Genomic DNA, 25,173 nt, shown 5'->3' on the forward strand with positions numbered 1-25,173 from the left:
TCGCCCGGCCTATCCTTCGGGATGGTCGCACGATAGGTCGCATGCGCCTATGGCGAACAGAAGATTTGCGCCATCGGGCCGGTAGGGTTGCGACCCGGCCGCAACCCGTTCGCGGCGCGCGCGTCTTCTGCCCTCAGCCGCCGGTGCGCGAGGGGCCGTCCACCGTGCGGCGATAGCGTACCAGCGGCGAGCGCAGGCCGTGGCTCCACAGCACCCGGCGGATCGCCGGCGTGGTGCCGGTGACGATCACGCGGACGCCCGCCCGCTGCATTTTGTGGGCGAAGCTCTCCAGCATGGCGGCGGCGGTCGAATCCACGAACGGCACCGCCGAGAAGTCGAGCACGAAGCGCTTCGGCAGCCGCGAGATGCTGTCGAGCACCGCGCCGACGGTCGAGGCGGCGCCGAAGAAGAAGGCGCCGGACAGGCGGTAGACCAGCGTGTCGGAATCGGCCTGCGGGCCGGTCGGCACGGGAACGTCGGCATCCGCCTCGTCCTCGACCGCGAGCGGGGCGGCCTCGACCCCGACCGCCTGCGACATGCGGTGCAGGAACAGCAGCGTGCCGAGGGTGAAGCCGACCACGATGCCTTCGGTAAGGTCGCGGAAGATGGTGAGCAGCAGGGTGGAGAGCAGCACCAGCGCGTCGCCCCAGCCCGAGCGCAGCAGCGCGCCGATGGCGTGCTTCTCCACCATGTTCCAGGACACGACCGCCAGCAGGCCGGCCAGCGCGGCCAGCGGGATGTAGCTGGCCAGCGGCGCGGCGACGACGATGAACAGCAGCACGAACAGCGAGTGCAACATTCCCGAGACCGGGCTGCGCGCGCCGGCGCGCACATTGGTCGCGGTGCGGGCGATGGTGCCGGTGACGCAGATGCCGCCGAAGATGGCGGAGGCCATGTTGGCGACGCCCTGCGCCACCAGCTCGCAATTGGAGCGGTGACGCCGCCCGGTCATGCCGTCCGCCACCACGGCAGAGAGCAGGGATTCGATCGCGCCCAGCATGGCGAAGGCGGCTGCGTTCGGCAGCACCGCCATCACCTTGGCGGGCGAGAGGTCCGGCAGCACCGGCGCCGGCAGGCTGGAGGGAATGCCGCCGAAGCGGGTGCCGATGGTCTCGACCGGCAGGCCGAGCGCCAGCACCGCGACGCTGGCCAGCGCCACCGCGATGAGCAGGTTCGGCCAGGCCGGGGCGACCTTCTTGATGCCGACGATGGTGACGATGGTCAGCAGCGAGACGCCGAAGGCCGAGGGGCTGATGGTCGACAGCGCGCCGGTCAGCACCTGGAGCTTGGGGATCAGCGCCGCCGGCTCCTTCACCGTCAGGGTAAGGCCGAGCAGGTCGGTGATCTGGCTCGAGAAGATGATGACGCCGATGCCGGCGGTGAAGCCGACCGTGACCGGATAGGGGATGAACTTCACATAGGTGCCGAGCCGCAGCAGCCCGATGGCGGCGAGGAAGATGCCGGAGAGGAAGGTGGCGAGCAGCAGCCCGCTGAGCCCGTGCTGCTCCGCCGTCATCGCCACCAGCACGATGAAGGCGCCGGCCGGGCCGCCGATCTGGTACCGGCTGCCGCCGAGCGCGGAAACGAAGAAGCCGCCGACGACGGCGGTGTAGAGCCCGCGCTCGGGCGTGGTTCCCGAGGCCATCGCGATGGCCATGGAAAGCGGCAGCGCGACGATCGCGACCGTGAGGCCGGACACGAAATCGGCGCGCAGGCCGGCAAGGCCGTAGCCCTCGCGCAGCACCGTTATCAGCTTGGGAGTGAACAGGTCGGCGAAGCTCGGCGCGTGCGGGCGTGTCAGCGTGGTCATTGAAAATATCGATCGTGGGGCGGGAACTGATAGAAAATTTTGCGCCTTCGGCGTCCCGGCTGCAAGCGGATTAACGCGTATCAGCCATTCGCCTTCGGCGGTGCTGCGGTGCGCCGCTCGGTGCTGGGCGGGCGGCCGAAGCGGCGCGCATAGGCGGTCGAGAAGTGCGCCGCCGACTGGAAACCGCAGGCGAGGCCGACATCGGTGATCGGCAGCACGGACAGGCGCAGCAGCTCGCGCGCCCGCTCCAGCCGCAGGCCGAGCTGGTAGCTGGCCGGCCCGGTGCCGAGATGGCGCCGGAACAGCCGCTCGAGGTGGCGCGGGGAGACGTCGAGGCGGCGGGCGATGCCGGCGACGCCGAGCGGGTGCTCGATGGTGCCCTCCATCAGCCGCACCGCGCGGGCGAGCGTCGGGTCGGGGAGGGCGGGCCGCGGGCGCGCCGACGCCTTCGCCTGCGGGGGGCGCGGCGCGCGGTCGACGATGAACTGCTCCGACACCTTGTCGGCGAGGCCGCGCCCGCCGCGGGCGGCGATCAGCTCCAGCATCATGTCGAGCGGGGCGATGCCGCCGGTGCAGGTGAGCCGGTCGCGGTCGATGACGAAGGGCTCTTCCACGAAGTGGATCTCGGGGAATTCCTCGCGGATCGAGGAGAGGTTTTCCCAGTGCACGGCGCAACGGTAGAAATCGAGCAGGCCGGCATCGGCGAGCACGAAGCTGCCGGTGCACAGCGCGCCGAGCGCGACGCCCCGGCGCGCCAGCCGGCGCAGCGCGTCCGCGATCACCGGGGTCGCCGCGTGGCGCACGTCGACGCCCCCGCACACCAGCAGCAGGTCGAGCGGCCCGGCCTCGTGCAGGGCGAGCGTCGGCGTGAAGCCGAGCCCGTTGCTGGCGGTGGCCATGGTGCCGTCCAGCGTCACCACGTGCCAGGAATAGAGCGGCGCCTCCGCCACGTAGTTCGCCATGCGCAGCGCTTCCAGCGCGTTGGCGCAGGCGATCATCGAGTGGTTGGCGAGGGTGAGGAAGCCGATGCGCGTCAGCGAGGCGGGGTCGATCACGGCGGCGATCTCGAGGGTGGACGTTGCCGAAGGTTGCAGCGCTCCTTCTTCAGAAGAAGCATCCACATTCAGAAAAAGTCACGCAGAATTACCCGGGCTTCGTCACCGGCCGGCACGATTGCCGCCGCAAAAAGGTCGCGCCTCCTCCGCGAAATGGTCGCTGCACATTGCGGATTCCCCGTGGAGAGACGACATGCGACTTGCGCCCGTGCCGACGACGAGCCTCGCCCGGTTCCAGGGCTGGCTTCCCGGTCGCGTCATGCTGCCGGTGGGCTTCGCCGCGATCCTCGCCCTTGGCGTCTATGCTGTCGGCACCGGCCGGCACGGCGCGGAGGGGGAGACGGCCCAGGCCGCGCCCCCGAGCGACGTGGTGCGGGTGATCAGCGCCGCTTCCGACGACACGCCCGCCCCGGCGCGGGCGGGCCACCAGAAGGATGACGCGCCCGCGCCGAGCCTGGTGATGGCGATCGACCCCGGGGCGGTCTACCGGCCCCGCGCCGACCATGCCGCCGGCGTGACGCGGACGGCGGCAACCCATGCCGGCGAGGACATGACCATACCGGTGGGGGTCGAGCGCTTCGACACCTGCGGGCCCGGCTGCGACTCGCGCGATCCGCTGGTGCTGCATTCGTCCTATCCGGTCCGGGTGGCGCCGGCGCAGGTCGCGCCGGCCGAATTCGCCACCACGCAGGCCGCGCCGCAAGCCGCCCGGCCGGCCGAGGCGGACGATGACGGGCTGTTCGACCTGCCGTCGCTGCCCGCGCCTGGCGAGGTCTATGACCGCGCGGTGGAAGGCACGAGCGCGGTCTACGACACGCTGAAGCAGGCCGTGGGCGGGGTGGTCCAGCGCTTCCGCTGACCGCCTCGCGCGCCTCGCCGCCGGCGGCCGCTCAGCGGTCGACGACCAGGTTGCTGGTGGGCTTCGAGCAGCACAGCAGCGCCATGCCGGCGTCGATCTCGCGCTGGCGGATGCCGCCGCCATGCTTCATGTCGACCGTTCCCGAGACCAGCTTGGACTTGCAGGTGCCGCACAGCCCCTTGGAGCAGGAGGAGGGCAGGCGCACCCCGGCCCGCCGCGCCGCGTCGAGCACGAACATATCCGAGCGGCAGTCGATGCTGCGCTTCTGCCGGACGAACTCGACCGTGTAGGTGGTGACGGGCGGAGCCACCGCCTCCTGCACTGCCGCCAGCGCCTCCGCGGAGACGACTTCGGCCGCGACCTCGGGCGCGTTCTCGGCCAGCGTGGCGAAGTCGAAGCTCTCCTCATGGTGGCGGCTCATGTCGAAGCCCGCGCCCTTGAGCATGTCGCGCACCGCCGCCATGAACGGCGCCGGCCCGCACACGAACACCTCGCGCTCGCGGAAGTCAGGGGCGATGTGGTTGAGGAGGCCGAGATTGAGCCGGCCGCGCAGCCCGTGCCACGGCTCGCGCGGGCTGTCGGCCTCGCAGATCGGCGCGAAGCGGAAATTGCCGGGCTGGTTGCGCGCCATCAGCTCCAGCTCGTCGCGGAAGATGATGTCGACCGGCGCGCGCGCGGCGTGCACGAAAACGATGTCGCGCGGCTCGGCGAGGTCGTGGAAGGTGCGGGCCATCGACATCAGCGGGGTGATGCCCGAGCCGCCGGAAAGGAACAGGTAGCTCGGCGCGGGCGAGGGCCGGCCTTCGATGAAGCAGGAGAACTCGCCCATCGGCCCGACCGCCCGCAGGATCGAGCCGACCAAGATCCGGTCGTGCAGGAAGTTCGACACCGGCCCGCCCGGCACCCGCTTCACGGTGATGGAGATCGTGTGCGGGCGCGTGGGGGTGGAGGCGATGGTGTAGCAGCGGTTCACGCTCTCGCCGTCGATGTCGAGATCGAGGGTGAGGAACTGGCCGGGCGCATAGGCGAAGGTGCAGGGCTTCTCCGGCGCCAGCACGAAGGTCTTCACGTCCGGCGTCTCCTCGCGGATGGCGCGCACGATCAGCGTGTCGTCGAGGTCCGGGTTCCACGGCGGCAGCGTGCCGGCAAGGCGCGCGGCGGCGGGATCGGGCGGGACGGCGGGGAGGGAGGCCATGTGTCGGTTTCTCGGGATCCGGCCGCGTCCGGCCGTGGCAGCGCCGGTCCTCTCCCCGGCGGGGAGAGGACGAGGAAGGGAGCGAGGGTCAGGACCCGTCAGCGGCCCACATGCTCGGCCATGCGGGCGATGTACCAGTTGCAGAACTTGTCCACGAGCATCTCGGTGTGCGGCGAGTAGGGGCCGGGCTCGTAGGCGGGGCTCCGCGCGCCTTCCTGGCAGTAGCCGACCAGCGTCGAATCCTGGTCGTTGGTCGCGTCCCACACCGAGACGAGGTTCTCGATGTCGTAGTCGACGCCCTCGACCGCGTCCTTGTGCACCAGCCACTTGGTGCGCAGCAGCGAGCGCTCGGCGTCGAGGGGCAGCACCGAGAACACCACCGCATGGTCGGACATGAAATGGTGCCAGCTATTGGGTTGGGTCCAGAAGTGCAGCGCACCGTGGCGGGGATCGTTGATCTTGCCGAGCAGCTTCCTGCACGCGGCCTTGGTGTCCGAGGTATGGCTCTCGCCGTCGCCGGCGAGCGGCAGGCGCTCGGTGCGGTAGCCGGTGACCATGTCGTCGAGATGCTCGATCATCTCCGAGGGGAAGCCGCAGCTCTCCCATTCGCGATGCGAGTTCGTCACCAGCTTCGCGTAGTCCTCGGCCTCCTTGCGGCCGTGCTCGTCGAGCTCCTCCGGCGCGAAGCCGAAGCCGTAGGCGAACAGCGGCACGGTGAGCTCGGGATGGTTGCCCGCGCAGTGATAGCACTCGCGGTTGTTCTCCATGGTGAGCTTCCAGTTGCCGGGCTCGATGATGTCCTTCTCGAACGCGACCTTGGCGTTCGTCAGGTCGTGCGGGGCGAGATAGGGCGCCATCTTGGCGGCCATGACGTCGAAATCGGCCGGCGGCTCGTCGGAGAGGCACACAAAGATCAGGCCTTCGAGCGAGCGGCAATTGACCGGCTTCAGCCCGTGGCAGGACGGGTCGAAGCCCGCGCCCATGTGCTCGGCGAAGAGCAGCTTGCCGTCGAGCCCGTAGGTCCAGCTATGGTAACGGCAGACGAGGTTGCCGACCGTGGTCTTGTAGTCGAGCACGAGGCGCGCGCCGCGATGGCGGCAGACATTGTGGAACGCGCGCACGTTCATGTCGTCGTCGCGCACGATGGCGATCGAATACTTGCCGATGTCGAGCGTCATCGCGTCGCCGGGCTCGGGAATGTCGGGTTCGACGCCGACGAAGATCCAGTGCCGGGCGAAGATGACTTCCATGTCCGCCTCGAAGATCTCGGGGCTGGTGTAGAACGGCGCCTCCAGGCTGTAGCCGGGCCGGCGGCGACGGATCAGCGACTTCAGCGGGGTATCGGTGGTGTCCAGCATCGACGTGTCTCCGTGGCGGAACCTGAGCGACCGCCTGTCGTCTGGACTGGAATTGTTCGACGGAACCGGCGCCCTGACTTTCACGCAAGCGACAATCGCTTTCCCGGACACGACATTTGCCGGCGTCCGGCACCCATGACGACACCGCGATGGCGGGATCGCCCCGCGCGTGCCAGCATGGGCGCGAACCCGATGTTCCAGCGGGGGGCGCCCCTCCGGCCGTATGGATGACGAATGAAAGCGCTTGTGTCGACCTGGCAGTTCTGGGCCGTGCTCTCGGCCGCCTTCGCGGCGCTCACCGCCATCTTCGCCAAGGTCGGGGTCGCCAATGTCGGCTCGGACTTCGCGACCTTCATCCGCACGCTGGTCATCCTCGCCGCGCTGGCGCTGATGCTGACCCTGACCGGGAGCTGGCAGGGCCTCGGCACGGTGTCGGCGCGCTCGGGCACGTTCCTGGTGCTGTCCGGCCTCGCCACCGGCGCGTCCTGGCTGTGCTATTTCCGGGCGCTGAAGCTGGGCGAGGCCTCGCGCGTCGCGCCCATCGACAAGCTGAGCGTGGTGCTGGTGGCGGTGTTCGCGGCGCTGTTCCTCGGCGAGCGGCTGAGCGCGACCGGGTGGCTGGGCGTGGCGCTGATCGGCGCGGGGGCGATGCTGATCGCGACCGGGCTGTAGCCGGCCCTCACTCGAACAGGCGCTGGCCGACGAGGTTGCGGGCCGGGGCGCCCGGCGCGCGGGCGCGCGCGTCCGAGGGGGTGAAGCCGTGCTGCGCCTTGAATTGGCGCGAGAAATGGGCGCAGTCGGAAAAGCCCGATTCCAGCGCGATGTCGGTGACTGAGCGCCCGGTCGTGTCCAGCAGGAAGCGCGCATAGCGCAGGCGCAGGCGCCGGTAGAATTCGGCCGGGCGCTGGCCCATCACGGTCTGGAACAGGCGCTCGAGCTGGCGGGTGGAAAGCTGCAGCCGGCGCGCGATGTTGGCGATCGGCAGCGGATCGGCGAGGTGCTGCTCCATGAGCAGGAGCGCGCGGCGCACGCGGTCGTCGGCGACGAGGTCGGCGATCGGCGGATGGGGCTGGGATTCCGAGCCGGTGCGCTGGCGATCCAGCAGCAGCACGTGGCGGCTCTTCTGCGCCACGGCGCGGCCGAGGAATTTCTCGATCAGCGCGGTGGCGAGGTCCGCCGCCCCGCCCCCGCCGGCGCAGGTGATGCGGTCGCCGTCGATCACGTAGAGCCGGTCGGCAACCGGGGTGTGGTGGGGGAACTCCTCGAGGAAGTCCTGGTAGTGGTACCAGGAGACGCAGCAGCGCCGCCCGGTCATCAGCCCGGCGCGGGCGAGCACGAAGCTGCCCGTACATACGCCCACCAGCGGCACGCCCGCCTTCGCCGCCCGTTTGAGATAGGCGACCGTCTCGTCGTCGAGCTGCTGGCCGGTGTGCAGAAGCCCGCCGACCACCACGATGTAGTTGAGCGTCGCCGGGTCCTGCAGCGGGCCGGAGGGCGAGACCGTGACCCCGCAGCTCGCCCGGATCGGCTCGGCCTTCGAGGACATCACCTGCCAGCGCGCGAGGATCGGGCGCGAGCGGTCGCCATCATCGGCGGCGAGGCGGAGCTGGTCGACGATCAGCGAGAAGGCGGAGAGGGTGAAATTGTCGGTCAGGATGAAGCCGACATTGAGCACCGGCGCGGGGTTGGCCGGGGCGGGAACCTGTCCGGGAAGGGGCGTGCGCATCACGTTCATGGCGTCATCTTCCTCGTCACAGCATAGCCTAATCGGCTGGTTGGGGTAGCAAAGATGATGCCGTTTCATCCGAAGGTAGCGTGCCGCTCAGCATTCGGGAAGGTTCACCGCCAGGCCGCCGAGGGAGGTTTCCTTGTATTTGGAGGCCATGTCGCGGCCGGTCTCGCGCATGGTGACGATCACCTTGTCGAGCGAGACCACATGCGTGCCGTCGCCGTACAGCGCCAGCGAGGCGGCGTTGATGGCGCTGACCGCGCCGAAGGCGTTGCGCTCGATGCAGGGCACCTGCACCAGCCCGCCGATCGGGTCGCAGGTCATGCCGAGATGGTGCTCCATGCCGATCTCGGCGGCGTTCTCGATCTGCGCGTTGCTGGCGCCGAGCGCGGCGGCGAGGCCGCCCGCCGCCATCGAGCACGCCACGCCGACCTCGCCCTGGCAGCCGACCTCGGCACCGGAGATGGAGGCGTTCATCTTGAACAGCGCGCCGATGGCGGTGGCGGTGAGCAGGAACAGGTGCATGCCCGCGCGCGAGGCGCCGGGGCAGTGGTCGCGGTAGTAGCGCAGCGTCGCCGGCACCACGCCGGCCGCGCCGTTGGTGGGGGCGGTGACGACCCGCCCGCCGGCCGCGTTCTCCTCGTTCACGGCGATGGCGTAGAGGCTGACCCAGTCCATCACCTCGTGCGGGGTCGGCGCGTTGCGGGCGGTGAGGCTGTCGCGGATCGCCTTGGCCCGGCGTTTCACCTTCAGCCCGCCGGGCAATTCGCCGGTGGTGGAGAGGCCGCGGTCGATGCAGGCCATCATCGCGTCGGCGACGCGGTCGAGATGGGCGTCCACCTCCGCCTGCGGGCGGCCGGCGCGCTCGTTCTCGGCCACGAGCTCGGCGATGGTGAGGCCGGCCGCATCCGCCATGTCGAGGAGCTGGCGGGCGTTGCGGAACGGGTGGGGCAGGGCGACGTCGCCGGCGGCGACGGGCCGGCCGACCTCGTCCTCGGGCACCACGAAGCCGCCGCCGATGGAGCACCAGCGCTCCTCGCGGATCAGCGCGCCCTCGGCCGTGAAGGCGCGGAAGGCGAGCGTGTTGGGGTGCTTGGGCGTGGCCGAGACGCCGTCGAGCACGATGTCGCGCTCCGGCTCGAAGCCGATGAAGTGCAGCCCGGCGAGCTCCAGCCGGCGCTCGCCCGCCGCCTGCGCCACCAGCGCGTCAGCATGGTCGGGATCGACCGTGTCGGGGCGTTCCCCGGCAAGGCCGAGGATCACCGCCTTGTCGGTGCCGTGGCCGCGGCCGGTCCAGGCGAGCGAGCCGAACAGCGCCACCTCGACGCGCGCGACATGCGCCAGCACGCCGTGCGTCGCGAGGTCGGCGGCAAAACGTGAAGCCGCCACCATCGGCCCCACCGTGTGGGACGAGGAGGGGCCGATACCGATCTTGAACAGCTCGAAGGCGCTGATCATGGATGCCCTGCTGCCGGCGTGGCGTTTCAACTGCGAATGAGGGGCGCCCCTCCTTCCGCCCGGCGGCCTTGCGGACCGGTGCGGATACGGGATCGGTTTTTGGCATCCTTGCCCGGTTGCGGACAAGCAACAGGCGGATGCAGTCGCGGGCGGTGCACGAGAGAGGCGCGGTGCGCTCCCCTGGTGCGTACCTCGGAGACGGCGCGGGCTCAGGCGAACTCGCGCCGGCCCTCCTCCAGCAACTCCCACACATAGGGCGCGAAGGAGCGCCAGACATCGATGTGGAAGATTTCGGGTTCGGTGCGCACCAGCACGATCTCGCCCTTGTGGAAGAGCGTGCGCGTGCACATGCCGACCGGGAACGCTTCCGGGGAGAGGTCGAGCGGGCAGCCCTGACCCAGCACGAAGGCGGCCTCGGGCCCCGCGATCTCGATGCCGGTGCTGCGCGCGGAGACGTCCGTCAGCGCGTGCGGCAGGCCGGCGGTCGCGGCCTCGATGGCCGCGAAGATCGGCGCCGGGTCGGTGTCGAGGGCGAGCAGCATCCACTCGTCCGGGCCGAGCCAGAGCGCGTAGCGCCCGTCCGCGGCGTTCACGCGGCAGGCCTCGCGCGGCAGCGGGACGCCGAACGCCTCGCCCGCCGGGCCGATCGCGGCCTCGCGCCCGCGGAAGACGAGGCGCGCGGCCGGGCCGAGCGCGACGAGGCGGGCCGCGGCGACGTCGCGGGGCGCGGCGGCGAGCGTGTCGAGGGGCAGGGACGGCATGAGCTCAGCCATCGAGGCGCTCTCCCTTGGGGTCGTAGAACACCGGCTCCACTACATCGACCTCGATCATGCGGCCGGGCATCGGCACGACCAGCGTCTGGCCGATCCGCGCGCGCCCGCCCTTGACGACTGCGAGGGCGATGGAGCGCTCGAGCGTGGCGCTCATATAGGACGAGGTGACGTGGCCGAGCATCGGCACCGGCACCAGCGCCTTCGGGTCGGCGACGACCTGCGCGCCTTCCTCCAGAACCGTCCTGGGGTCCTTCGTCAGCAGGCCGACGAGCTGCTTGCGGTCCGGCCGGAAGAAGGCGGCGCGTTCGAGCGAGCGCTTGCCGACGAAGTCCTTCTTCGCCTTGCCGATCGCCCAGCCGAGGCCGACATCGTCCGGCGTCGCGGTGCCGTCCGTCTCCTGGCCGACGATGATGTAGCCCTTCTCGGCGCGCAGCACGTGCATGGTCTCGGTGCCGTAGGGCGTGATGCCGAACGGCTCGCCGGCGGCGAAGATCGCCTCCCACACCGCGCGCCCGTAGGTCGCGGGCACATTGACCTCGAAGCCGAGCTCTCCGGTGAAGGAGACGCTGAACAGGCGCGCGGGCACGCCGCAGATGCGCCCCTCGCGCACGCACATATGGGGGAACGCCTCGCGCGAGAGGTCGATGCCCTCCACCAGCGGCTCCAGCACGGCGCGCGCCTTCGGCCCCTGCACGGCGATCACCGCCCACTGCTCGGTGGTCGAGGTCAGCCACACGTCGAGGTCCGGCCATTCGGTCTGGAGGTAGTCCTCCATATGGGCGAGCACGCGCGGCGCGCCGCCGGTGGTGGTGGTGACGTGGAAGCGGTCCTGCGCCATGCGTCCGACAACGCCGTCATCCATGACGAAGCCGTCCTCGCGCAGCATCACGCCGTAGCGCAGCCGGCCGGGGGCGAGCTTCAGCCAGGCATTGGTGTACATGCGGTTCATGAACTCGGCCGCGTCCGGGCCGACGATCTCGATCTTGCCGAGCGTCGAGGCGTCGAACATGCCGACCGAGGAACGCACCGCCCGGCACTCGCGCGCCACCGCCGCGTGCATGTCCTCCCCGGCCTTGGGGAAATAGTGCGCGCGCTTCCACAGCGACACGTCCTCGAAGGCGGCGCCGTGCTCGGCGGCCCAGTCGTGGATCGCGGTCTTGCGGACCGGATCGAACAGGTCGCCGCGCGCCTCGCCGGCGAAGATGCCGAAGGTGGTCGGGGTGAAGGGCGGGCGGAAGGTGGTGAGGCCGATCTTCGGCACCGCCTCGCCGATCGCCTCGGACACGATGCCGAGGGCGTTCATGTTCGAGGTCTTGCCCTGGTCGGTCGCCATGCCGGTGGTGGTGTAGCGCTTCACATGCTCGATGGAGCGGAAGCCCTCGCGGGTCGCCAGCTTGATGTCCTTGGCGGTGACGTCGTTCTGCCAGTCGACGAAGGCCTTCACGAAGGCCGGATTGCGGGCATGCGGCGTGGCGCCGATGAAGCCGTCGGCCGACGCATGATCGCCGGAAGCATCGAAGGCGCGCCCCTCGGCCACGCTGGCGGGGGAGGCAGCGCGTCCCGGCGCGGCATGGGTGCGCGCGTCCTTCGCGGCGGCCTCGCCCTTCGCGTAGCCGTCCTCGAGCACGGCCGCGAGGCCGTGGACGCCCCGGCAGGCGCCCGCCGAACGCTCGCGCTCCGCCGAGGTGCCGGGCAGGTAGGCGCCCGCCGCCTCGTCCCAGACCAGCTTGCCGCGCGACTGGGAGAACAGGTGCACGCTCGGCGTGAGCCCGCCGGACATCAGCAGCGCGTCGCAGGCGATCTTTTCCGAGGGGCTGACCGCGCCGTCCTTCACCTTGGCGAGATGGGCGGCGGAGATGCGCAGGCGCCCGGAGGTGCCGGTGACGACCGTCGCGGGCCGCACGTCGATGCCGGCGGCGAGCGCGCGGGCGGGCAGGTCGCCCGTCACCTCGGCGCGCAGGTCGGCGACGGCGACGACGGCGACGCCGCCGGCCTTGAGGTCGAGCGCGGTGCGGTAGCCGGAATCGCCGGCGGTGAAGATCACCACCCGCTCGCCCACGCGCGCCCCGTAGCGGTTGAGATAGGTGCGCCCGGCATCGGCCAGCATCACGCCCGGCCGGTCGTTGTCCGGGAACACCAGCGGGCGCTCCAGCGCGCCGGCGGCGATGACGACCTCGCGGGCGCGCACCTTCCAGAGCCGCTCGCGCGGCTGGTTCGGGTCCGGGCTCGCCAGATGCTCGGTGACGCGCTCGGCGAGCGCGATCAGATTGTGCGGGAAATAGCCGAAGGCGGTGGTGCGCGGCAGCAGGGTGACGTTGTCCCGCGCGGTGAGCGTGGCGAGCGCCTGCGAGAGCCATTCGGCGGCCGGCTGGCCCTCGATGGTGGCGGCGGTCTCGGCCAGCAGCGAGCCGCCGAACTCGGCCTGCTCGTCGCACAGCACCACCTTCGCGCCGCCCTCGGACGCCGCCAGCGCGGCAGCGAGGCCCGCGGGGCCGGCGCCGACGACCAGCACGTCGCAGAAGGCGTGGTTCTGGGTGTAGCGGTCCGGGTCGGGCAGGGTCGGGGCGACGCCGAGGCCCGCCATGGCGCGGATCTTCGGCTCGTAGAAGCGCTTCCACGCGCCCGCCGGCCACATGAAGGTCTTGTAGTAGAAGCCCGCCGGCAGGAAGGGCGAGAACAGGTCGTTCATCGCCCCGGCGTCGAAGCCGAGCGAGGGCCAGCGGTTCTGGCTGGTCGCGTTCAGCCCCTCATAGAGCTCGACCTGCGTGGCGCGCAGGTTCGGCGCGGTGCGGGCCCTGTCGCGGGCCACGTCGACCAGCGCGTTGGGCTCGTCCGAGCCCGCGGAGAGGAAGCCGCGCGGGCGGTGATACTTGAAGGAGCGCCCGACGAGGTGGACGCCGTTGGCGATCAGCGCCGAGGCCAGCGTGTCGCCCCGGAAGCCGTCATAGGTCTGCCCGTCGAAGCGGAACGAGACCCGGGCGCGGCGGTCGATGCGCCCGCCGGAAGGGGTGCGGAAGCGGTTGGTCATCTCAGCGGTCCCCGCCTTCGGTGCCGGCATCCGGGCGCGGCTCGCCGGCCTTGTAGGTGACGACGAAGAAGTCGCTCACCGTGTCGCGGACGGCGTTGAAATAGCGCCCGCAGCCATGGAGGTGGCGCCAGCGCTCGGCGTGCAGGCCCTTGGGGTTGGTGCGGTTGTAGAGGAAGTCGGCCCATTCCTGGTCGGAGAGCGCCGACGGGTCGGCCGGGCGGGCGATGTGCGCCTCGCCGCCATAGGCGAACTCGACCTCGGGCCGCGCGCCGCACCAGGGGCAATCGATGATGAGCATGGCTCAAAGCCTCGTCTTGACGACGGCGGTCGCCGGATCGCCGGTGTTGGGCGTGCCGGCCGGCTCGATGACGACGAGATGCGTCTCCTCCTCGGCGACCGGGCAGTGCTCCACGCCCTTGGGCACGACATAGAGCTCGCCCGGGCCGAGGATGACGGCGCTCTCGACGCCCTGCGCGTCGCGCAGCCTGATGGTGAGGCGGCCCTTCAGCACCAGGAAGAAGTCGTCGGTGTCGGGATGGGAGTGCCAGTTGAACTCCCCCTTCACCTTCACGACCATGACGTCGTGGCCGTTGAAGTCGGCCACCACCTTGGGCGTCCAGTGCTCGGTGAAGAGCGAGAGCTTCTGCGCGAGATCGATGGCGGCGGGCATCGGCCGTCTCCTCAATGCGCGACGGCGGCGGCGGCCGCCTCGTCGATCAGGAAGCCGTCGCGGAAGCGCTCCAGCGTGAAGGCGGCATTGATCGGGTGCGGCTCGTCGCGGGCGATAGTGTGGGCGAACACGTGGCCCGAGCCCGGCGTCGCCTTGAAACCGCCGGTGCCCCAGCCGCAGTTCACATAGAGCCCCGGCACCGGGGTCCTGGCGATGATCGGCGAGCGGTCCGGCGTCACGTCGACGATGCCGCCCCAGTTGCGCAGCATGCGCAGCCGGCGGAACTGGGGGACCAGCTCGCAGATCGCGTCAAGCGTGTGGGTGGTGATGTGGAGCGCGCCGCGCTGCGAGTAGCTCGTATAGGCGTCTGTGCCGGCGCCGATCACCATCTCGCCCTTGTCGGACTGGGAGATGTAGGCGTGGATGGTGTTGGACATCACCACGGTCGGGAAGGCCGGCTTGACCGGCTCCGACACCAGCGCCTGCAGGGGATAGCTCTCCAGCGGCATGCGCACGCCGGCCATCGCCATCACCACCGAGGTGTGGCCCGCGGCGGCGACGCCGACCTTGCGCGCGCGGATGAAGCCCTTCGAGGTCTCGACGCCTTCGACCGCGCCCGAGGCGTCGCGGCGGATGCCCGTGACCTCGCAGTTCTGGATGATGTCGACGCCGCGCGCGTCGGCGGCGCGGGCGAAGCCCCACGCGACCGCGTCGTGCCGGGCGGTGCCGCCGCGCCGCTGCAGCGCGCCGCCGAGGATCGGGTAGCGCATGCTGGAGATGTTGAGCGGCGGGCAGAACGCCTTGCACTCCTGCGCGTCCAGCCACTCATTGTCGACGCCGTTGAGGCGGTTCGCGTGGACGTGGCGCTTGAAGCTCTGAACGTCGTGATGGTTGTGGGCGAGCATCAGCACGCCGCGGGCCGAATACATGACGTTGTAGTTGAGGTCGGCCGAGAGGCCTTCCCACAGCTTCACCGCGTGCTCGTACAGCCCGGCGCTCTCGTCGAACAGGTAGTTCGAGCGCACGATGGTGGTGTTGCGCCCGGTATTGCCGCCGCCCAGCCAGCCGCGCTCGATCACCGCGACCCTGGTGATGCCGTGCTCCTTGGCGAGGTAGTAGGCCGCCGCGAGGCCGTGGCCGCCCGCGCCGACGATGACGACGTCGTATTCGGGCTTGGGTTCGGGACTGCGCCATTGCGGCTGCCATCCCTTGTGCCCGGAGAGGGCGCGGCGGAACAGCTCGAAGCCGGAGAATTTCTGCACGATGAGCCTCCGACGAAGGAGCGTCGCGTGACCATGACGAGACATGCTCGCGCACCCTGTCGGCCGGAGCGAGCATCGTTTCGGCGCCGGCGTTGAACGAATCCGACACGGCTTGTCCGCCGGCGACGCCGGTAAGCCGTCGCATCGCGCCGTGTCACCGGTTTGATGCCGGGTCCGTGCATCACCTGATGCTGATCGGCCCGCCCTGCTGTTTCCTTGCGCTGGCCATGATCCACACCTACGGGACTTGACCATACGTAAGGAAGGATCCCCGATATGCTGAACAGCGGAAATTTCGACGCCCGGCGGCTTCTCGACATGTTCCTGTCGCCCCAGCAGGGAGCGGCCGGCCAGCCCCCCGCGACGCAGGACAACCCGCTCGGCGGCTTTCTTGGCGGTCTCGGCGGGGTCGGGCCGGCGGGTGCCGGGGCCTCCGGCGGGGACATGATGGCGCGGGCGAAGGACTATCTCGCCGGCAATGGCGGGGCGCTCGCGGGCGGGGCGGCGGCCGGCGCGCTGATGTCGCTGGTGCTCGGCAGCAAGGCGGGGCGCAAGCTCGGCGGCAATGTGGTGGCGCTGGGCGGCCTCGCCCTTGCGGGCACGCTCGCCTACAAGGCCTACCAGAACTACCAGCAGGGCCAGGCGCCGCATAAGGCGGCCGAGCCGCTGCCCGCGGCCGGGGCGGCGCTGCCGCCGCCGGAATCGCCCTTCCACCCGGCGCATGCGGGCGCGAGCGAGCTGCCGGTGGTGCTGCTGCGCACGATGATCGCGGCCTCGCTCGCCGACGGGCATATCGACGAGGAGGAGCGGACCGCGATCTCGGCCAAGCTCGACGCAGACGGCGCGACGCTCGGCGAGGCGGAAGCGTTCCTTACCGCGGAGCTGGCCAATCCAGCGAGCGTGGAGGCGATCGCCGCGGCGGTGACGCGCCCGGAACAGGCGGCGGAGGTCTATATCTGCGCGCTGCTGGCGATCGACGGCGACAACAGCGCCGAGCGCGCCTTCCTCGCCCGGCTCGCCGCGGCGCTGCGTCTCGACCCGCAGCTCACGCCGCATCTGGAGGCGGCCGCGCGTGCCGCCAAGCAGGACGGATGAGGGCGCAGCAGGGCGTGCAGGTGAGGGGCCGGTAGCGGATCGTTAAGGTTAAGCGCTCCTTAAAGAATCGCTGAGAGACTGCGAATCCGATGGGGGCGGGCGACCGTCCCGTCGGAGGGTTTCTCAGCGGGTTCTGCGATGCGTGGCGTGTGCTCTTTCCGGATCGGTGCGGTTCTTCTGGCGATGGGCGGGAGCCTCCTCGCCCCCTCGGCCAAAGCCTCCGACCTCGACGGCGCCGACGACCTGCTCGCCAATGCGCCGGTGATCGAGGACAGCACCGGCTGGTACCTGCGCGGCGACGTGGGCTACGTCGTCAACGAGACGCCGGACTGGTCGTCGCTGAACTTCGATTCCGCCGCCGCCGACCTCGGCGACGCGTGGCTGCTCGGCATCGGTGGCGGCTTCAAGCTCAACGACTGGCTGCGCCTCGACCTGACGGCCGACTACCGCACCGAGGCCGATTACGGCTCGGGCGGGCTCTCGGCGGACTTCAGCGCCGCCACCTTCCTCGCCAACGCCTATATCGATCTCGGCACCTGGAACGGCTTCACGCCCTATCTCGGCGCGGGGGTCGGTGCCGGCTTCGCCTCGTTCGACAATGTCGATTTCAACGGCGCGCGGATCGGTGATGCCGACGGCTGGGGTCTCGCCTGGGGCGTGATGGCGGGCGTCTCGGTCTCGCTCGGGCCGAACTGGCTGCTCGATGTCGGCTACCGCTATCTCTCGCTCGACGGCATCGACCTCGGCAACGGGCTGCCCGACTTCGACCAGCGCGCGCACGAGATCCGCATCGGCGCGCGCTACCTGATCAACTGAACGGGGCCATAAGGCCCCGCCCTCCCGCCAGATTTTCCCGCAGATCGCCGCTCGCGGCAGCCCCGGTCAGGCCGAGGCCGCGTTGCGCGGACGGAACTCGCCGACGCTGATCGCCATGACCTCGCCACGCGGGCCGGCATCGCGTAGCGCCGGCTGGGCGGGGCGCGGCGGGTTGAAGAACGAGCGTCCCTCATGCACGCCGTAGACGAGGTAGTGCAGCAGCGGGTTGATATTGGCCGCGCGCACGTCGGGATTGGCGTCGAGATAGGCCCGGCCGTCGAAATTCGCGCTCGGATTGCAGCCGATGGCATGGCCGATGGTCAGATAGTGCTCGATCGCCCCGTCGGGCTCGACGCCATAGGCGCGCGCGTACCATTCGATGTCGAACACGCCGCTCCGGCGCACCAGGTTGATGCCGGGGATGTGCAGCGGCTCGGCCGTGTCCTTCGCCGGAGCCTCGGCCGCCGGGGCGGCCTCGAGCGAAATGGCGGCGGGGGCGGGGGACGCCTCCTCCATGGCCGGCTCGGCGGCCGGGGTGGACGGCATCGTCCTGGCGGGGCCGAAGGCGTTGAGGAGCCGCGTCACGAGGCCGGAGGGGCTGCGCGCCGCGAGGCTGCCGGCGAGGGCGTTGAGCCCGGCCAGTTCGGCCATCAGCTCTGCCACCGGGTCCTGCGCCGGCGCGTCGGCGGTGCCGGCGTCCCCGGCGTGGTGCTCGGCCTGCCCGTCCGCCGCCGCGAGGCGCGCATGGGTATTGCGCAGCTTGGCGAGCAGTTCGCGGGCCAGTTCCTCGCGCGCCGCCACGAGGGCGGCTTCATGATCGATGCGGGAGTCACGCTCGGCGAGGCGCTCCTGCGCGGCGGCGAGTTCGCTGCCGAGCTGGGCGAGTTCCGCCGCCTGACGGGCGATGGTCGCGGCCTGCTCGTCGTGAATGCGGCGCACCTCGTCCCGGGCGCGCTCGTGCTCTTCGACGCAGCGATCCGCCCGCTCGACCGCGCTGTTGGCCCAGCTCTGCAGGGTCTCGATCGGGTTGGCGTCGCCGCTCGCGGCGTCGACCAGCACCGAACGGGCCTCGATCGGCTGGGGCGAGCGCGAGCACACCGCGACCAGATACACCGGCTCGCCGGCCGGGGCGGGCGAGCGGGTCAGCCCGTTCGGGTCCAGCCACCACAGCGCGTCGGGGCCGGACAGCGCGGCCGCTTGCATGTCGATCGGCGACAGGAAGGAGGCGAAGGTGGTGCGCTGCCCGTATAGGCGCACGGTCGGGAAGATGGGGGCCAGCAGCGCGACGAACTCGTCCGCCGACATCTCGGCGAGGTGGAACGGGTTGCGGTTGCCGATCCGGTCGGTGAACACGTCGCGGTCGGGCGTCGAGATGATCATGACGCCATCGGGCTTCAGCACCCGCCGCAATTCGCCGAGAGCGTGCGCGGGGTCGCGCACATGCTCGATGGTCTCGAAAGAGACCACGACGTCGAAGCTGGCATCGGGGAAGGGCAGGTCGCCGATGTCGGCGAACTGGAAGCGCGGCCCGGCCGGCCGGCCATAGCGCGCCTCGGCATGGGCCACCGCCTCCGGGTCGATGTCGACCCCGACCACGCTTCGCGCGCTGCGGGCGAGAAACGCGCTGCCGTAGCCCTCGCCGGAGGAGACGTCGAGCACGTCGAGCCCGGCGACGAATTGCGAGGCAAAAGCGTAGCGGTGCTGATGCTCCGAGGCGATGGGCCCGGTCACACCCGGGACAAAACGTTCACCAGTGAATTCCACGATCGTCACCTGCGAATGTCTGGGGCTGCGAATATCCGGCACTTGTCGAAGCCGCGTGCGCGTGAGCGCCGCTCGCACATCGCGTGTGTCATTCCAGGCGAATCCCCCGACACTTTTTTCGATTCGTTGTTAACGAAAAACCCTTTCCGAAAAGTTCGTGTGCACGGGTCCGGTTCCCTCCGATCGGAAAAAAGACGCGGCACCCAGCGCGCGGGGTCCTTTTTGGCGGGGTCGTCGGCGCCGGCGAGCCGGTGATGCTGATCGTGCCGGTGCGGGTCGCGCGGCTGCCGGGGAAGGCGGCCAATCCCGGCGACATCCGGCTGGTGCCGGGCATGCTGGTGGAGGCGTTCATCCGCACCGAGGAGCGAACGGTGCTTGGTTACCCCGCAAGGCCGTTCGCCGAGCAGGTGATGCGCACCTTCCGCGAGAAGTAGATTTTCCTTGTCGAACCAAGGTTCGGCGCGCCTCGAATTGCCGCGCGCAAGACCTCGCCGGCCCGCACGTGCGGATCGCGTGTAAATCCCGCTTGCCATTTTTCGCGCCGGGGACTACACGGGCTGCGGGCCACCCCTCCCCACCGAGGGGCACCCATCTGGAAGGATGGCTATCATGACGACTATCGCTCTGCCGGCGGCGAAGCCGGCGAATCCCAATTTTTCTTCTGGTCCGTGCTCCAAGCGTCCCGGCTGGACGCTGGAAGGCCTGAGCGATGCGCCGCTCGGCCGCTCGCACCGTGCCAAGGTCGGCAAGGCGAAGCTGAAGCTCGCACTCGACCTCACCCGCGAAATCCTCGAAGTGCCCGCCGACTACCGGATCGGCATCGTCCCCGCCTCCGACACCGGGGCGGTGGAGATGGCGCTGTGGTCGATGCTCGGGCAGCGCCCGGTCGACGTTCTGGCCTGGGAGAGCTTCGGCGAGGGCTGGGTCACCGACATCATCAAGCAGCTCAAGCTCAAGGACGCCCGCACCCTCAAGGCTCCTTATGGCGAGCTGCCGGACCTTGCCGAGGTGAATTTCGACCATGACGTGGTCTTCACCTGGAACGGCACCACCTCCGGCGTGCGCGTGCCGAACGGCGACTGGATCGCCGCCGACCGCAAGGGCCTGACCATCTGCGACGCCACCTCGGCGGCCTTCGCCCAGGCGCTCGACTTCGCCAAGCTCGATGTCGTCACCTTCTCCTGGCAGAAGGTGCTCGGCGGCGAGGCGGCGCACGGCATCCTCATCCTCTCGCCGCGCGCGGTCGAGCGGCTGGAGAGCTATGTCCCGGCCTGGCCGCTGCCCAAGCTGTTCCGCATGACCAAGGGCGGCAAGCTGATCGAGGGTATCTTCGAGGGCGAGACCATCAACACCCCGTCCATGCTCTGCGTCGAGGACTATATCGACGCGCTGCAGTGGTCGAAGTCGCTCGGCGGCCTCAAGGGGCTGCGCGCCCGCGCCGACGCCAACTGCAAGGTGCTGGCCGACTGGGTGGCGAAGACGCCGTGGGTCGACTTCCTCGCGAAGGACCCGGCCACGCGCTCCAACACCAGCGTCTGCCTGGTGGTGGTCGACCCGCAGGTGACCCAGCTCGCCGCCGATGCCCAGGCCGCCTTCGCCAAGGCGATCGCCGGCGCGGTGGAGAAGGCCGGCGTCGCCTACGACATCGGCGCCTATCGCGATGCCCCGGCGGGGCTGCGCATCTGGGCCGGCTCCACGGTCGAGGCTTCCGATCTCGAAGCGCTTCTGCCCTGGCTCGACTGGGCCTATGCCGAGGCCAAGGCCGGTCTGAAGCAGGCCGCCTGACGCCCGTTCCCGCTCCCCGCCGCTGACGCGAGGGGACGGCGAACGGGCAATGCTCCGGAACGGTGGCGAAGGGCTTTCTCCTCCCGGCCGCGTCTCGCCACCGACCTCCGTCGAGCTCTGCCCGGCGAACGCTTCGTCGTCCCCTCCCGCCAGCGGCGGGACGCACTGCCCCCCGCCCGGCGGCGGGTCGACATCAACCGTCTCAAGGGACGAAATACATGGCTCCCCGCGTTCTCATTTCCGACGCCCTTTCCCCCGCCGCCGTGCAGATCTTCAAGGATCGCGGCATCGAGGTCGACTTCCAGCCGGCCCTCGGCAAGGACAAGGACAAGCTTGCCGAGATCATCGGCAATTATGACGGCCTCGCCATCCGCTCGGCCACCAAGGTGACGCCGAAGATCCTGGAGCAGGCGAAGAGGCTGAAGGTGGTCGGCCGCGCCGGCATCGGCGTCGACAATGTCGACATCCCGGCCGCCACCGCCCGCGGCGTGATCGTGATGAACACGCCGTTCGGCAACTCCATCACCACCGCCGAGCACGCCATCGCGATGATGTTCGCGCTGGCCCGCGAGATCCCCGCCGCCGACGCCTCCACCCAGGCCGGCAAGTGGGAGAAGAACCGCTTCATGGGCGTCGAGCTCACCGCCAAGACGCTCGGCATCATCGGCTGCGGCAATATCGGCTCGATCGTCGCCGACCGCGCGCTGGGCCTGAAGATGAAGGTGATCGCCTTCGACCCGTTCCTCAGCCCCGAGCGCGCGCTCGACATCGGCGTGGAGAAGGTCGAGCTCGACGACCTGCTGGCGCGGGCCGACGTGATCACCCTGCACACCCCGCTGACCGACCGCACCCGCAACGTGCTTTCCGCCGAGGCGATCGCCAAGACGAAGAAGGGCGTGCGCATCATCAACTGCGCCCGCGGCGGGCTGGTCGACGAGGCGGCGCTGGCGGCGGCGCTCGATGCCGGCCATGTCGCCGGCGCGGCGTTCGACGTGTTCTCCACCGAGCCGGCGAACGAGAACCCGCTGTTCGGCCATCCCAACGTGATCTGCACCCCGCATCTGGGCGCCTCCACCACGGAAGCGCAGGAGAACGTGGCGCTGCAGGTCGCCGAGCAGATGAGCGACTACCTGCTGCGCGGGGCGATTTCCAACGCGGTCAACTTCCCCTCGATCACGGCGGAAGAGGCCCCGAAGCTGAAGCCCTTCATCGAGCTCGCCGAGAAGCTCGGCTCCTTCGCCGGTCAGCTCACGGACACCGACATCAAGACCGTGCGCATCACCTATGAGGGCTCGGTCGCCGGGCTGAAGATCAAAGCGCTGACCTCCTCGGCGGTCGCCGGCCTGCTGCGCCCGGCGCTTCAGGACGTCAACGTCGTCTCGGCCCCGAGCGTCGCCAAGGAGCGCGGCATCGTGGTCGAGGAGACCACCCGCGACGTCGCCGGCGACTATGAGAGCCTGGTGACGCTCACCGTGGTGACCGAGAAGATGGAGCGCTCGGTCTCCGGCACCGTCTTCGCCGACGGGCGCCCGCGCATCGTCGACATCAAGGGCATCAAGGTCGATGCCGAGTTCGCGCCCTCGATGATCTACGTGACCAACGAGGACAAGCCCGGCTTCGTCGGCCGCTTCGCCAGCCTGCTGGCCGATGCCGGCATCAACATCGCCACCTTCGCGCTCGGCCGCGACCGGCAGGGGGGCGATGCCATCGCGCTGGTGGAGATCGACGGCGCCGCGCCGGCCGAGCTGCTCGCGCAGGTGCAGGACCTGCCGCATGTGAAGCAGGCCAAGCCGCTCGCGTTCTGAGACGCGGAGCGCATTCCGGGCGGCCCTAAGAGGGGCCGGCCGCGCGTTTCCAGAGACTGAAGGACCCGGCCGCCCGCGCGGCCGGGTTTTTCGTATCCGCGCGGCGCGTCAGGAGCTGCGCGGATACCAGAACACGTTGGAGACCGGCTCCATGCCGGCCTTCTCATAGAAGCCGACGGATTCGGGGACCGCGCCGAGGATGACGCAGACCCCGCCACCGAGCTCGGCGCGCAGCCGGTCCAGCAGCCCCTTGCCGATGCCGAGGCCCTGCGCTCCGGCCTCCACCGCGAGGTCGGAGACGTAGCAGCACCAGGCCGAATCGGTGATGGCGCGGGCGATGCCGAGCAGCTCGCCGCCGCGGCGCGCGGTGACGATCATGTTGGCGCCGGCGATCAGCGCGGCGAGGCGCGCCGGGTCGTCGACGGGCCGGATCCGCGACAGGCCGGAGGAGAGGAGCACGCGGCGGAACTCCTCGACCCCGACACCGGCCTCGCGGGCGAAGACGATGCCGTCCTCGGCCGCCATCTCCGCCCCCACGGCCCGCCTCCGCGCCTCAGAGCGGGAAGGCGGCGCGGTGCAGCTTCGAGGCCGCCTTGGCGAGCGACGCGATCTGTTCCCAGTCGCCCATGGTGACCGCCTCGCCCGGCGCCACCCAGGAGCCGCCGACGGCGAGGATGTTGGGCTGGGCGAGATAGGAGCCGACATTGGCCGGGCCGATGCCGCCGGTGGGGCAGAAGCGCAGGTCCGGCAGCGGGCCGGCCAGCGACTTGATGAGGGCGACGCCGCCCGCCGACTCGGCCGGAAACAGCTTCAGCACCGGGAAGCCCATCGCGTGCAGCGTCATCGCCTCGGTCGCGGTGGCGCAGCCCGGCATCACCGGCACGGGCGCCTCGGCCAGCGCCTCGGCGAGCGCGGGCGGGCAGCCGGGGCTGACGAGGAAGCGCGCGCCGGCGTCGATCGACTTCTGGATCAGCTCCGGGCGCGTCACCGTTCCGGCGCCGACGATCGCGTCCGGCACCTCGGCGGCGATGGCGGCCATCGCCTCCAGCGCCACCGGCGTGCGCAGCGTGACCTCGATCAGCGGCAGCCCGCCTTCGACCAGCGCCTGGGCGAGCTTCACGCCCGCCGCGACGCTCGGCACCGTGACCACGGGAACGACCGGCGCGCGGGCGAGGAGGAAGCTGGGATCGGGGAGCGACATCGGGCACCTTTGGAGCGTTGCGGTCATCAGGAAGGCCAGGCGGGGAACCTTATACAGCCGATGCAAGATTTGTGCGGCGTCGGCGACGCGGTGTTTCGCCCGCGCTCATAACGCACTAGCCTGACGGCTCGACAAAGTCTCGTTCCCTTGCGTGCCGGCCGGAACCTCTCGCACATGTTCAACATCGATGCACCCTATCCCCGCGACATGATCGGCTATGGTCGCACGCCGCCGGACCCGAAATGGCCGGGCGGGGCGCGGGTCGCGGTGCAGTTCGTCATCAATTACGAGGAAGGCGGCGAGAACTGCATCCTGCATGGCGACGCGGCCTCCGAGGCGTTCCTGTCGGAGATCGTCGGCGCGCAGCCCTGGCCCGGCCAGCGGCACATGAACATGGAGTCGATCTACGAATACGGCTCGCGCGCCGGCTTCTGGCGGCTGTGGCGGCTGTTCACCGGACGCGGCCTGCCGGTCACGGTCTACGGCGTTGCCACCGCCCTCGCGCGCAACCCGGAGGCGGTCGCGGCGATGAAGGAGGCGGGGTGGGAGATCGCCAGCCACGGGCTGAAGTGGATCGACTACCGCGACCATTCCTACGCCGCCGAGAAGGCGGATTTCGAGGCGGCGATCGACCTGCACACCCATGTCACGGGCGAGCGCCCGCTTGGCTGGTACACCGGGCGCACCTCGGAGCATTCGCGCCGGATCGTCATGGAGGAGGGAGGCTTCCTCTATGATTCCGACATCTATTCCGACGACCTGCCGTTCTGGGTCGAGGGGCCGCGCGGGCCGCATCTGAGCATCCCCTACACGCTCGACACCAACGACATGCGCTTCGCCGTGGCCGCCGGCTTCAATTCGAGCGAGCAATTCTACACCTATCTGCGTGACAGCTTCGACGCGCTCTATGCCGAGGGGGCGGAGGCGCCGAAGATGCTGAGCATCGGGCTGCACTGCCGGCTGGTCGGCCGGCCCGGGCGCATCGTCGGGCTGCAGCGCTTCCTCGATCACATCGCCAGGCATGACCGGGTGTGGGTGCCGCGCCGCATCGACATCGCCCGCCACTGGCACGAGCATCACAAGCCGGCGTGAGGCGTTCCCATGCGTGTCGTTTCCCTATGTGTCGTTCTTCGGCGAGCCGTTTCCAGGTGTGTCGTGCCTCTGGCGGCGGTCGCCGCCTTCACCCTCCTGGCGGGTGCGGCGCAGGCCGCCGACCGCATCGTCATCGCGCTGCCCAAGGGCAGCTCGGTCGTCACCAGCAAGGTCAGCTACAGCTGCGACCGTATCAAGGGCGTGGAGGCGACCTACATCAACGCCCCGCCCAACGCGCTGGCGACCATCGCCTTCAATGACGAGTTCGTGGTGATGGCTAACGTGCTGGCCGGTTCCGGCGCGCGCTATGCGGGCGACCGCTTCATCTGGTGGACCAAGGGGGCGCAGGCCAGCCTCTACGACCTCACCAAGGGTGAGGACGCCCCGCCCATCGCCACCTGCACGCAGGACTGAGGCG

General features: G+C 70.2%; 23 protein-coding genes. 9 read left to right on the forward strand and 14 right to left on the reverse strand.

All coding sequences use genetic code 11. The features are described from left to right. Positions 1 to 133 precede the first annotated feature (133 nt). Positions 134 to 1,810: a SulP family inorganic anion transporter gene (locus NVS83_RS16120; protein ID WP_258740229.1), complete on the reverse strand. Its 1,677-nt coding sequence runs from the start codon at positions 1,808 to 1,810 to the stop codon at positions 134 to 136. An 80-nt stretch (positions 1,811 to 1,890) separates the two neighbouring features. Beyond that, a complete protein-coding gene (locus NVS83_RS16125; protein WP_258740230.1) occupies positions 1,891 to 2,865 on the reverse strand; it encodes a GlxA family transcriptional regulator in 975 nt (324 codons plus the stop codon). Positions 2,866 to 3,058: 193 nt separating this feature from the next. Here NVS83_RS16125 and NVS83_RS16130 point away from each other — a divergent pair, with 193 nt between their 5' ends. Beyond that, positions 3,059 to 3,724 (forward strand): hypothetical protein, encoded by a 666-nt coding sequence (locus NVS83_RS16130; RefSeq protein WP_258740231.1) that lies wholly within the window; start codon positions 3,059 to 3,061, stop codon positions 3,722 to 3,724. Positions 3,725 to 3,755: 31 nt separating this feature from the next. Here the strand turns inward: NVS83_RS16130 and NVS83_RS16135 are convergent, their stop codons facing one another. Next, positions 3,756 to 4,919, reverse strand: a complete 1,164-nt coding sequence (locus NVS83_RS16135) for an FAD-binding oxidoreductase (RefSeq protein WP_258740232.1) — start codon at positions 4,917 to 4,919, stop codon at positions 3,756 to 3,758. Between the two features lie 98 nt (positions 4,920 to 5,017). Beyond that, complete coding sequence (locus tag NVS83_RS16140; RefSeq protein ID WP_258740233.1) at positions 5,018 to 6,277, reverse strand: aromatic ring-hydroxylating oxygenase subunit alpha; 1,260 nt, start codon at positions 6,275 to 6,277, stop codon at positions 5,018 to 5,020. 234 nt (positions 6,278 to 6,511) lie between these two features. On the opposite strand from NVS83_RS16140, the gene NVS83_RS16145 reads away from it, so the two are divergent. After that, the gene (locus tag NVS83_RS16145) at positions 6,512 to 6,949 is read left to right on the forward strand and encodes an EamA family transporter (RefSeq protein ID WP_258740234.1); all 438 of its coding nucleotides are present in this window, start codon (positions 6,512 to 6,514) and stop codon (positions 6,947 to 6,949) included. A gap of 7 nt (positions 6,950 to 6,956) precedes the next feature. Here NVS83_RS16145 and NVS83_RS16150 read toward each other — a convergent pair whose 3' ends face one another. The 7 genes from NVS83_RS16150 to NVS83_RS16180 all read right to left on the reverse strand — a co-directional run bounded on the left by NVS83_RS16150 (position 6,957) and on the right by NVS83_RS16180 (position 15,197). Continuing rightward, the gene (locus NVS83_RS16150) at positions 6,957 to 8,012 is read right to left on the reverse strand and encodes a GlxA family transcriptional regulator (RefSeq protein WP_258734772.1); all 1,056 of its coding nucleotides are present in this window, start codon (positions 8,010 to 8,012) and stop codon (positions 6,957 to 6,959) included. Between the two features lie 87 nt (positions 8,013 to 8,099). Further along, positions 8,100 to 9,464, reverse strand: coding sequence for an L-serine ammonia-lyase (locus NVS83_RS16155; RefSeq protein ID WP_258740235.1), 1,365 nt, complete (start codon positions 9,462 to 9,464; stop codon positions 8,100 to 8,102). A 209-nt stretch (positions 9,465 to 9,673) separates the two neighbouring features. After that, on the reverse strand, positions 9,674 to 10,237 hold the full coding sequence (locus NVS83_RS16160; protein ID WP_258740236.1) for a sarcosine oxidase subunit gamma: 564 nt from the start codon (positions 10,235 to 10,237) through the stop codon (positions 9,674 to 9,676). Beyond that, positions 10,230 to 13,265: a sarcosine oxidase subunit alpha gene (locus NVS83_RS16165; RefSeq protein ID WP_258740238.1), complete on the reverse strand. Its 3,036-nt coding sequence runs from the start codon at positions 13,263 to 13,265 to the stop codon at positions 10,230 to 10,232. Before NVS83_RS16165 ends, NVS83_RS16160 begins: the two co-directional genes overlap by 8 nt. A 1-nt stretch (position 13,266) precedes the next feature. Beyond that, a complete protein-coding gene (locus tag NVS83_RS16170; protein ID WP_258740239.1) occupies positions 13,267 to 13,563 on the reverse strand; it encodes a sarcosine oxidase subunit delta in 297 nt (98 codons plus the stop codon). 3 nt (positions 13,564 to 13,566) lie between these two features. Beyond that, a complete protein-coding gene (locus NVS83_RS16175) occupies positions 13,567 to 13,935 on the reverse strand; it encodes a cupin domain-containing protein (protein ID WP_258740240.1) in 369 nt (122 codons plus the stop codon). A gap of 11 nt (positions 13,936 to 13,946) precedes the next feature. Then, on the reverse strand, positions 13,947 to 15,197 hold the full coding sequence (locus NVS83_RS16180; protein WP_258740241.1) for a sarcosine oxidase subunit beta family protein: 1,251 nt from the start codon (positions 15,195 to 15,197) through the stop codon (positions 13,947 to 13,949). A gap of 276 nt (positions 15,198 to 15,473) precedes the next feature. Here NVS83_RS16180 and NVS83_RS16185 point away from each other — a divergent pair, with 276 nt between their 5' ends. Continuing rightward, on the forward strand, positions 15,474 to 16,292 hold the full coding sequence (locus NVS83_RS16185; protein WP_258740242.1) for a tellurite resistance TerB family protein: 819 nt from the start codon (positions 15,474 to 15,476) through the stop codon (positions 16,290 to 16,292). A gap of 183 nt (positions 16,293 to 16,475) precedes the next feature. Then, on the forward strand, positions 16,476 to 17,108 hold the full coding sequence (locus NVS83_RS16190; protein ID WP_258740243.1) for an outer membrane protein: 633 nt from the start codon (positions 16,476 to 16,478) through the stop codon (positions 17,106 to 17,108). A 66-nt stretch (positions 17,109 to 17,174) separates the two neighbouring features. Here the strand turns inward: NVS83_RS16190 and NVS83_RS16195 are convergent, their stop codons facing one another. Continuing rightward, the gene (locus NVS83_RS16195) at positions 17,175 to 18,872 is read right to left on the reverse strand and encodes a methyltransferase domain-containing protein (RefSeq protein ID WP_258740244.1); all 1,698 of its coding nucleotides are present in this window, start codon (positions 18,870 to 18,872) and stop codon (positions 17,175 to 17,177) included. Between the two features lie 254 nt (positions 18,873 to 19,126). Here NVS83_RS16195 and NVS83_RS16200 point away from each other — a divergent pair, with 254 nt between their 5' ends. The 3 genes from NVS83_RS16200 (at position 19,127) to serA (ending at position 22,462) form a co-directional block, all read left to right on the forward strand. Then, positions 19,127 to 19,306 (forward strand): hypothetical protein, encoded by a 180-nt coding sequence (locus tag NVS83_RS16200; protein WP_258740245.1) that lies wholly within the window; start codon positions 19,127 to 19,129, stop codon positions 19,304 to 19,306. A gap of 175 nt (positions 19,307 to 19,481) precedes the next feature. Next, on the forward strand, positions 19,482 to 20,657 hold the full coding sequence (locus tag NVS83_RS16205) for a phosphoserine transaminase (RefSeq protein ID WP_258740246.1): 1,176 nt from the start codon (positions 19,482 to 19,484) through the stop codon (positions 20,655 to 20,657). 218 nt (positions 20,658 to 20,875) lie between these two features. Beyond that, complete coding sequence (gene serA, locus NVS83_RS16210; protein ID WP_258740247.1) at positions 20,876 to 22,462, forward strand: phosphoglycerate dehydrogenase; 1,587 nt, start codon at positions 20,876 to 20,878, stop codon at positions 22,460 to 22,462. A gap of 108 nt (positions 22,463 to 22,570) precedes the next feature. Here the strand turns inward: serA and NVS83_RS16215 are convergent, their stop codons facing one another. Next, complete coding sequence (locus tag NVS83_RS16215; protein ID WP_258740248.1) at positions 22,571 to 22,999, reverse strand: GNAT family N-acetyltransferase; 429 nt, start codon at positions 22,997 to 22,999, stop codon at positions 22,571 to 22,573. A gap of 16 nt (positions 23,000 to 23,015) precedes the next feature. Continuing rightward, complete coding sequence (eda, locus tag NVS83_RS16220; RefSeq protein ID WP_258740249.1) at positions 23,016 to 23,663, reverse strand: bifunctional 4-hydroxy-2-oxoglutarate aldolase/2-dehydro-3-deoxy-phosphogluconate aldolase; 648 nt, start codon at positions 23,661 to 23,663, stop codon at positions 23,016 to 23,018. A 174-nt stretch (positions 23,664 to 23,837) separates the two neighbouring features. Between eda and puuE the strand changes: the two genes are divergently transcribed. Together puuE and NVS83_RS16230 are read left to right on the forward strand one after the other, a co-directional pair. Beyond that, positions 23,838 to 24,755, forward strand: coding sequence for an allantoinase PuuE (gene puuE / locus NVS83_RS16225; protein WP_258740250.1), 918 nt, complete (start codon positions 23,838 to 23,840; stop codon positions 24,753 to 24,755). A 63-nt stretch (positions 24,756 to 24,818) separates the two neighbouring features. Further along, positions 24,819 to 25,169, forward strand: a complete 351-nt coding sequence (locus NVS83_RS16230; protein ID WP_258734788.1) for an MliC family protein — start codon at positions 24,819 to 24,821, stop codon at positions 25,167 to 25,169. Positions 25,170 to 25,173: the final 4 nt, after the last annotated feature.

This window comes from Ancylobacter mangrovi, assembly GCF_024752335.1.
GTDB lineage: Bacteria > Pseudomonadota > Alphaproteobacteria > Rhizobiales > Xanthobacteraceae > Ancylobacter > Ancylobacter mangrovi.

What these genes read in the sequence shown, in the direction of transcription:
- NVS83_RS16120 (WP_258740229.1), bottom strand. Translation starts at nt 1,810, where the DNA reads ATGACCACGCTGACACGCCCGCACGCGCCGAGCTTCGCCGACCTGTTC.
- NVS83_RS16130 (WP_258740231.1), top strand. Translation starts at nt 3,059, where the DNA reads ATGCGACTTGCGCCCGTGCCGACGACGAGCCTCGCCCGGTTCCAGGGC.
- NVS83_RS16135 (WP_258740232.1), bottom strand. Translation starts at nt 4,919, where the DNA reads ATGGCCTCCCTCCCCGCCGTCCCGCCCGATCCCGCCGCCGCGCGCCTT.
- NVS83_RS16140 (WP_258740233.1), bottom strand. Translation starts at nt 6,277, where the DNA reads ATGCTGGACACCACCGATACCCCGCTGAAGTCGCTGATCCGTCGCCGC.
- NVS83_RS16145 (WP_258740234.1), top strand. Translation starts at nt 6,512, where the DNA reads ATGAAAGCGCTTGTGTCGACCTGGCAGTTCTGGGCCGTGCTCTCGGCC.
- NVS83_RS16150 (WP_258734772.1), bottom strand. Translation starts at nt 8,012, where the DNA reads ATGAACGTGATGCGCACGCCCCTTCCCGGACAGGTTCCCGCCCCGGCC.
- NVS83_RS16155 (WP_258740235.1), bottom strand. Translation starts at nt 9,464, where the DNA reads ATGATCAGCGCCTTCGAGCTGTTCAAGATCGGTATCGGCCCCTCCTCG.
- NVS83_RS16160 (WP_258740236.1), bottom strand. Translation starts at nt 10,237, where the DNA reads ATGGCTGAGCTCATGCCGTCCCTGCCCCTCGACACGCTCGCCGCCGCG.
- NVS83_RS16165 (WP_258740238.1), bottom strand. Translation starts at nt 13,265, where the DNA reads ATGACCAACCGCTTCCGCACCCCTTCCGGCGGGCGCATCGACCGCCGC.
- NVS83_RS16170 (WP_258740239.1), bottom strand. Translation starts at nt 13,563, where the DNA reads ATGCTCATCATCGATTGCCCCTGGTGCGGCGCGCGGCCCGAGGTCGAG.
- NVS83_RS16175 (WP_258740240.1), bottom strand. Translation starts at nt 13,935, where the DNA reads ATGCCCGCCGCCATCGATCTCGCGCAGAAGCTCTCGCTCTTCACCGAG.
- NVS83_RS16185 (WP_258740242.1), top strand. Translation starts at nt 15,474, where the DNA reads ATGCTGAACAGCGGAAATTTCGACGCCCGGCGGCTTCTCGACATGTTC.
- NVS83_RS16190 (WP_258740243.1), top strand. Translation starts at nt 16,476, where the DNA reads ATGGGCGGGAGCCTCCTCGCCCCCTCGGCCAAAGCCTCCGACCTCGAC.
- NVS83_RS16200 (WP_258740245.1), top strand. Translation starts at nt 19,127, where the DNA reads ATGCTGATCGTGCCGGTGCGGGTCGCGCGGCTGCCGGGGAAGGCGGCC.
- NVS83_RS16205 (WP_258740246.1), top strand. Translation starts at nt 19,482, where the DNA reads ATGACGACTATCGCTCTGCCGGCGGCGAAGCCGGCGAATCCCAATTTT.
- serA (WP_258740247.1), top strand. Translation starts at nt 20,876, where the DNA reads ATGGCTCCCCGCGTTCTCATTTCCGACGCCCTTTCCCCCGCCGCCGTG.
- eda (WP_258740249.1), bottom strand. Translation starts at nt 23,663, where the DNA reads ATGTCGCTCCCCGATCCCAGCTTCCTCCTCGCCCGCGCGCCGGTCGTT.
- puuE (WP_258740250.1), top strand. Translation starts at nt 23,838, where the DNA reads ATGTTCAACATCGATGCACCCTATCCCCGCGACATGATCGGCTATGGT.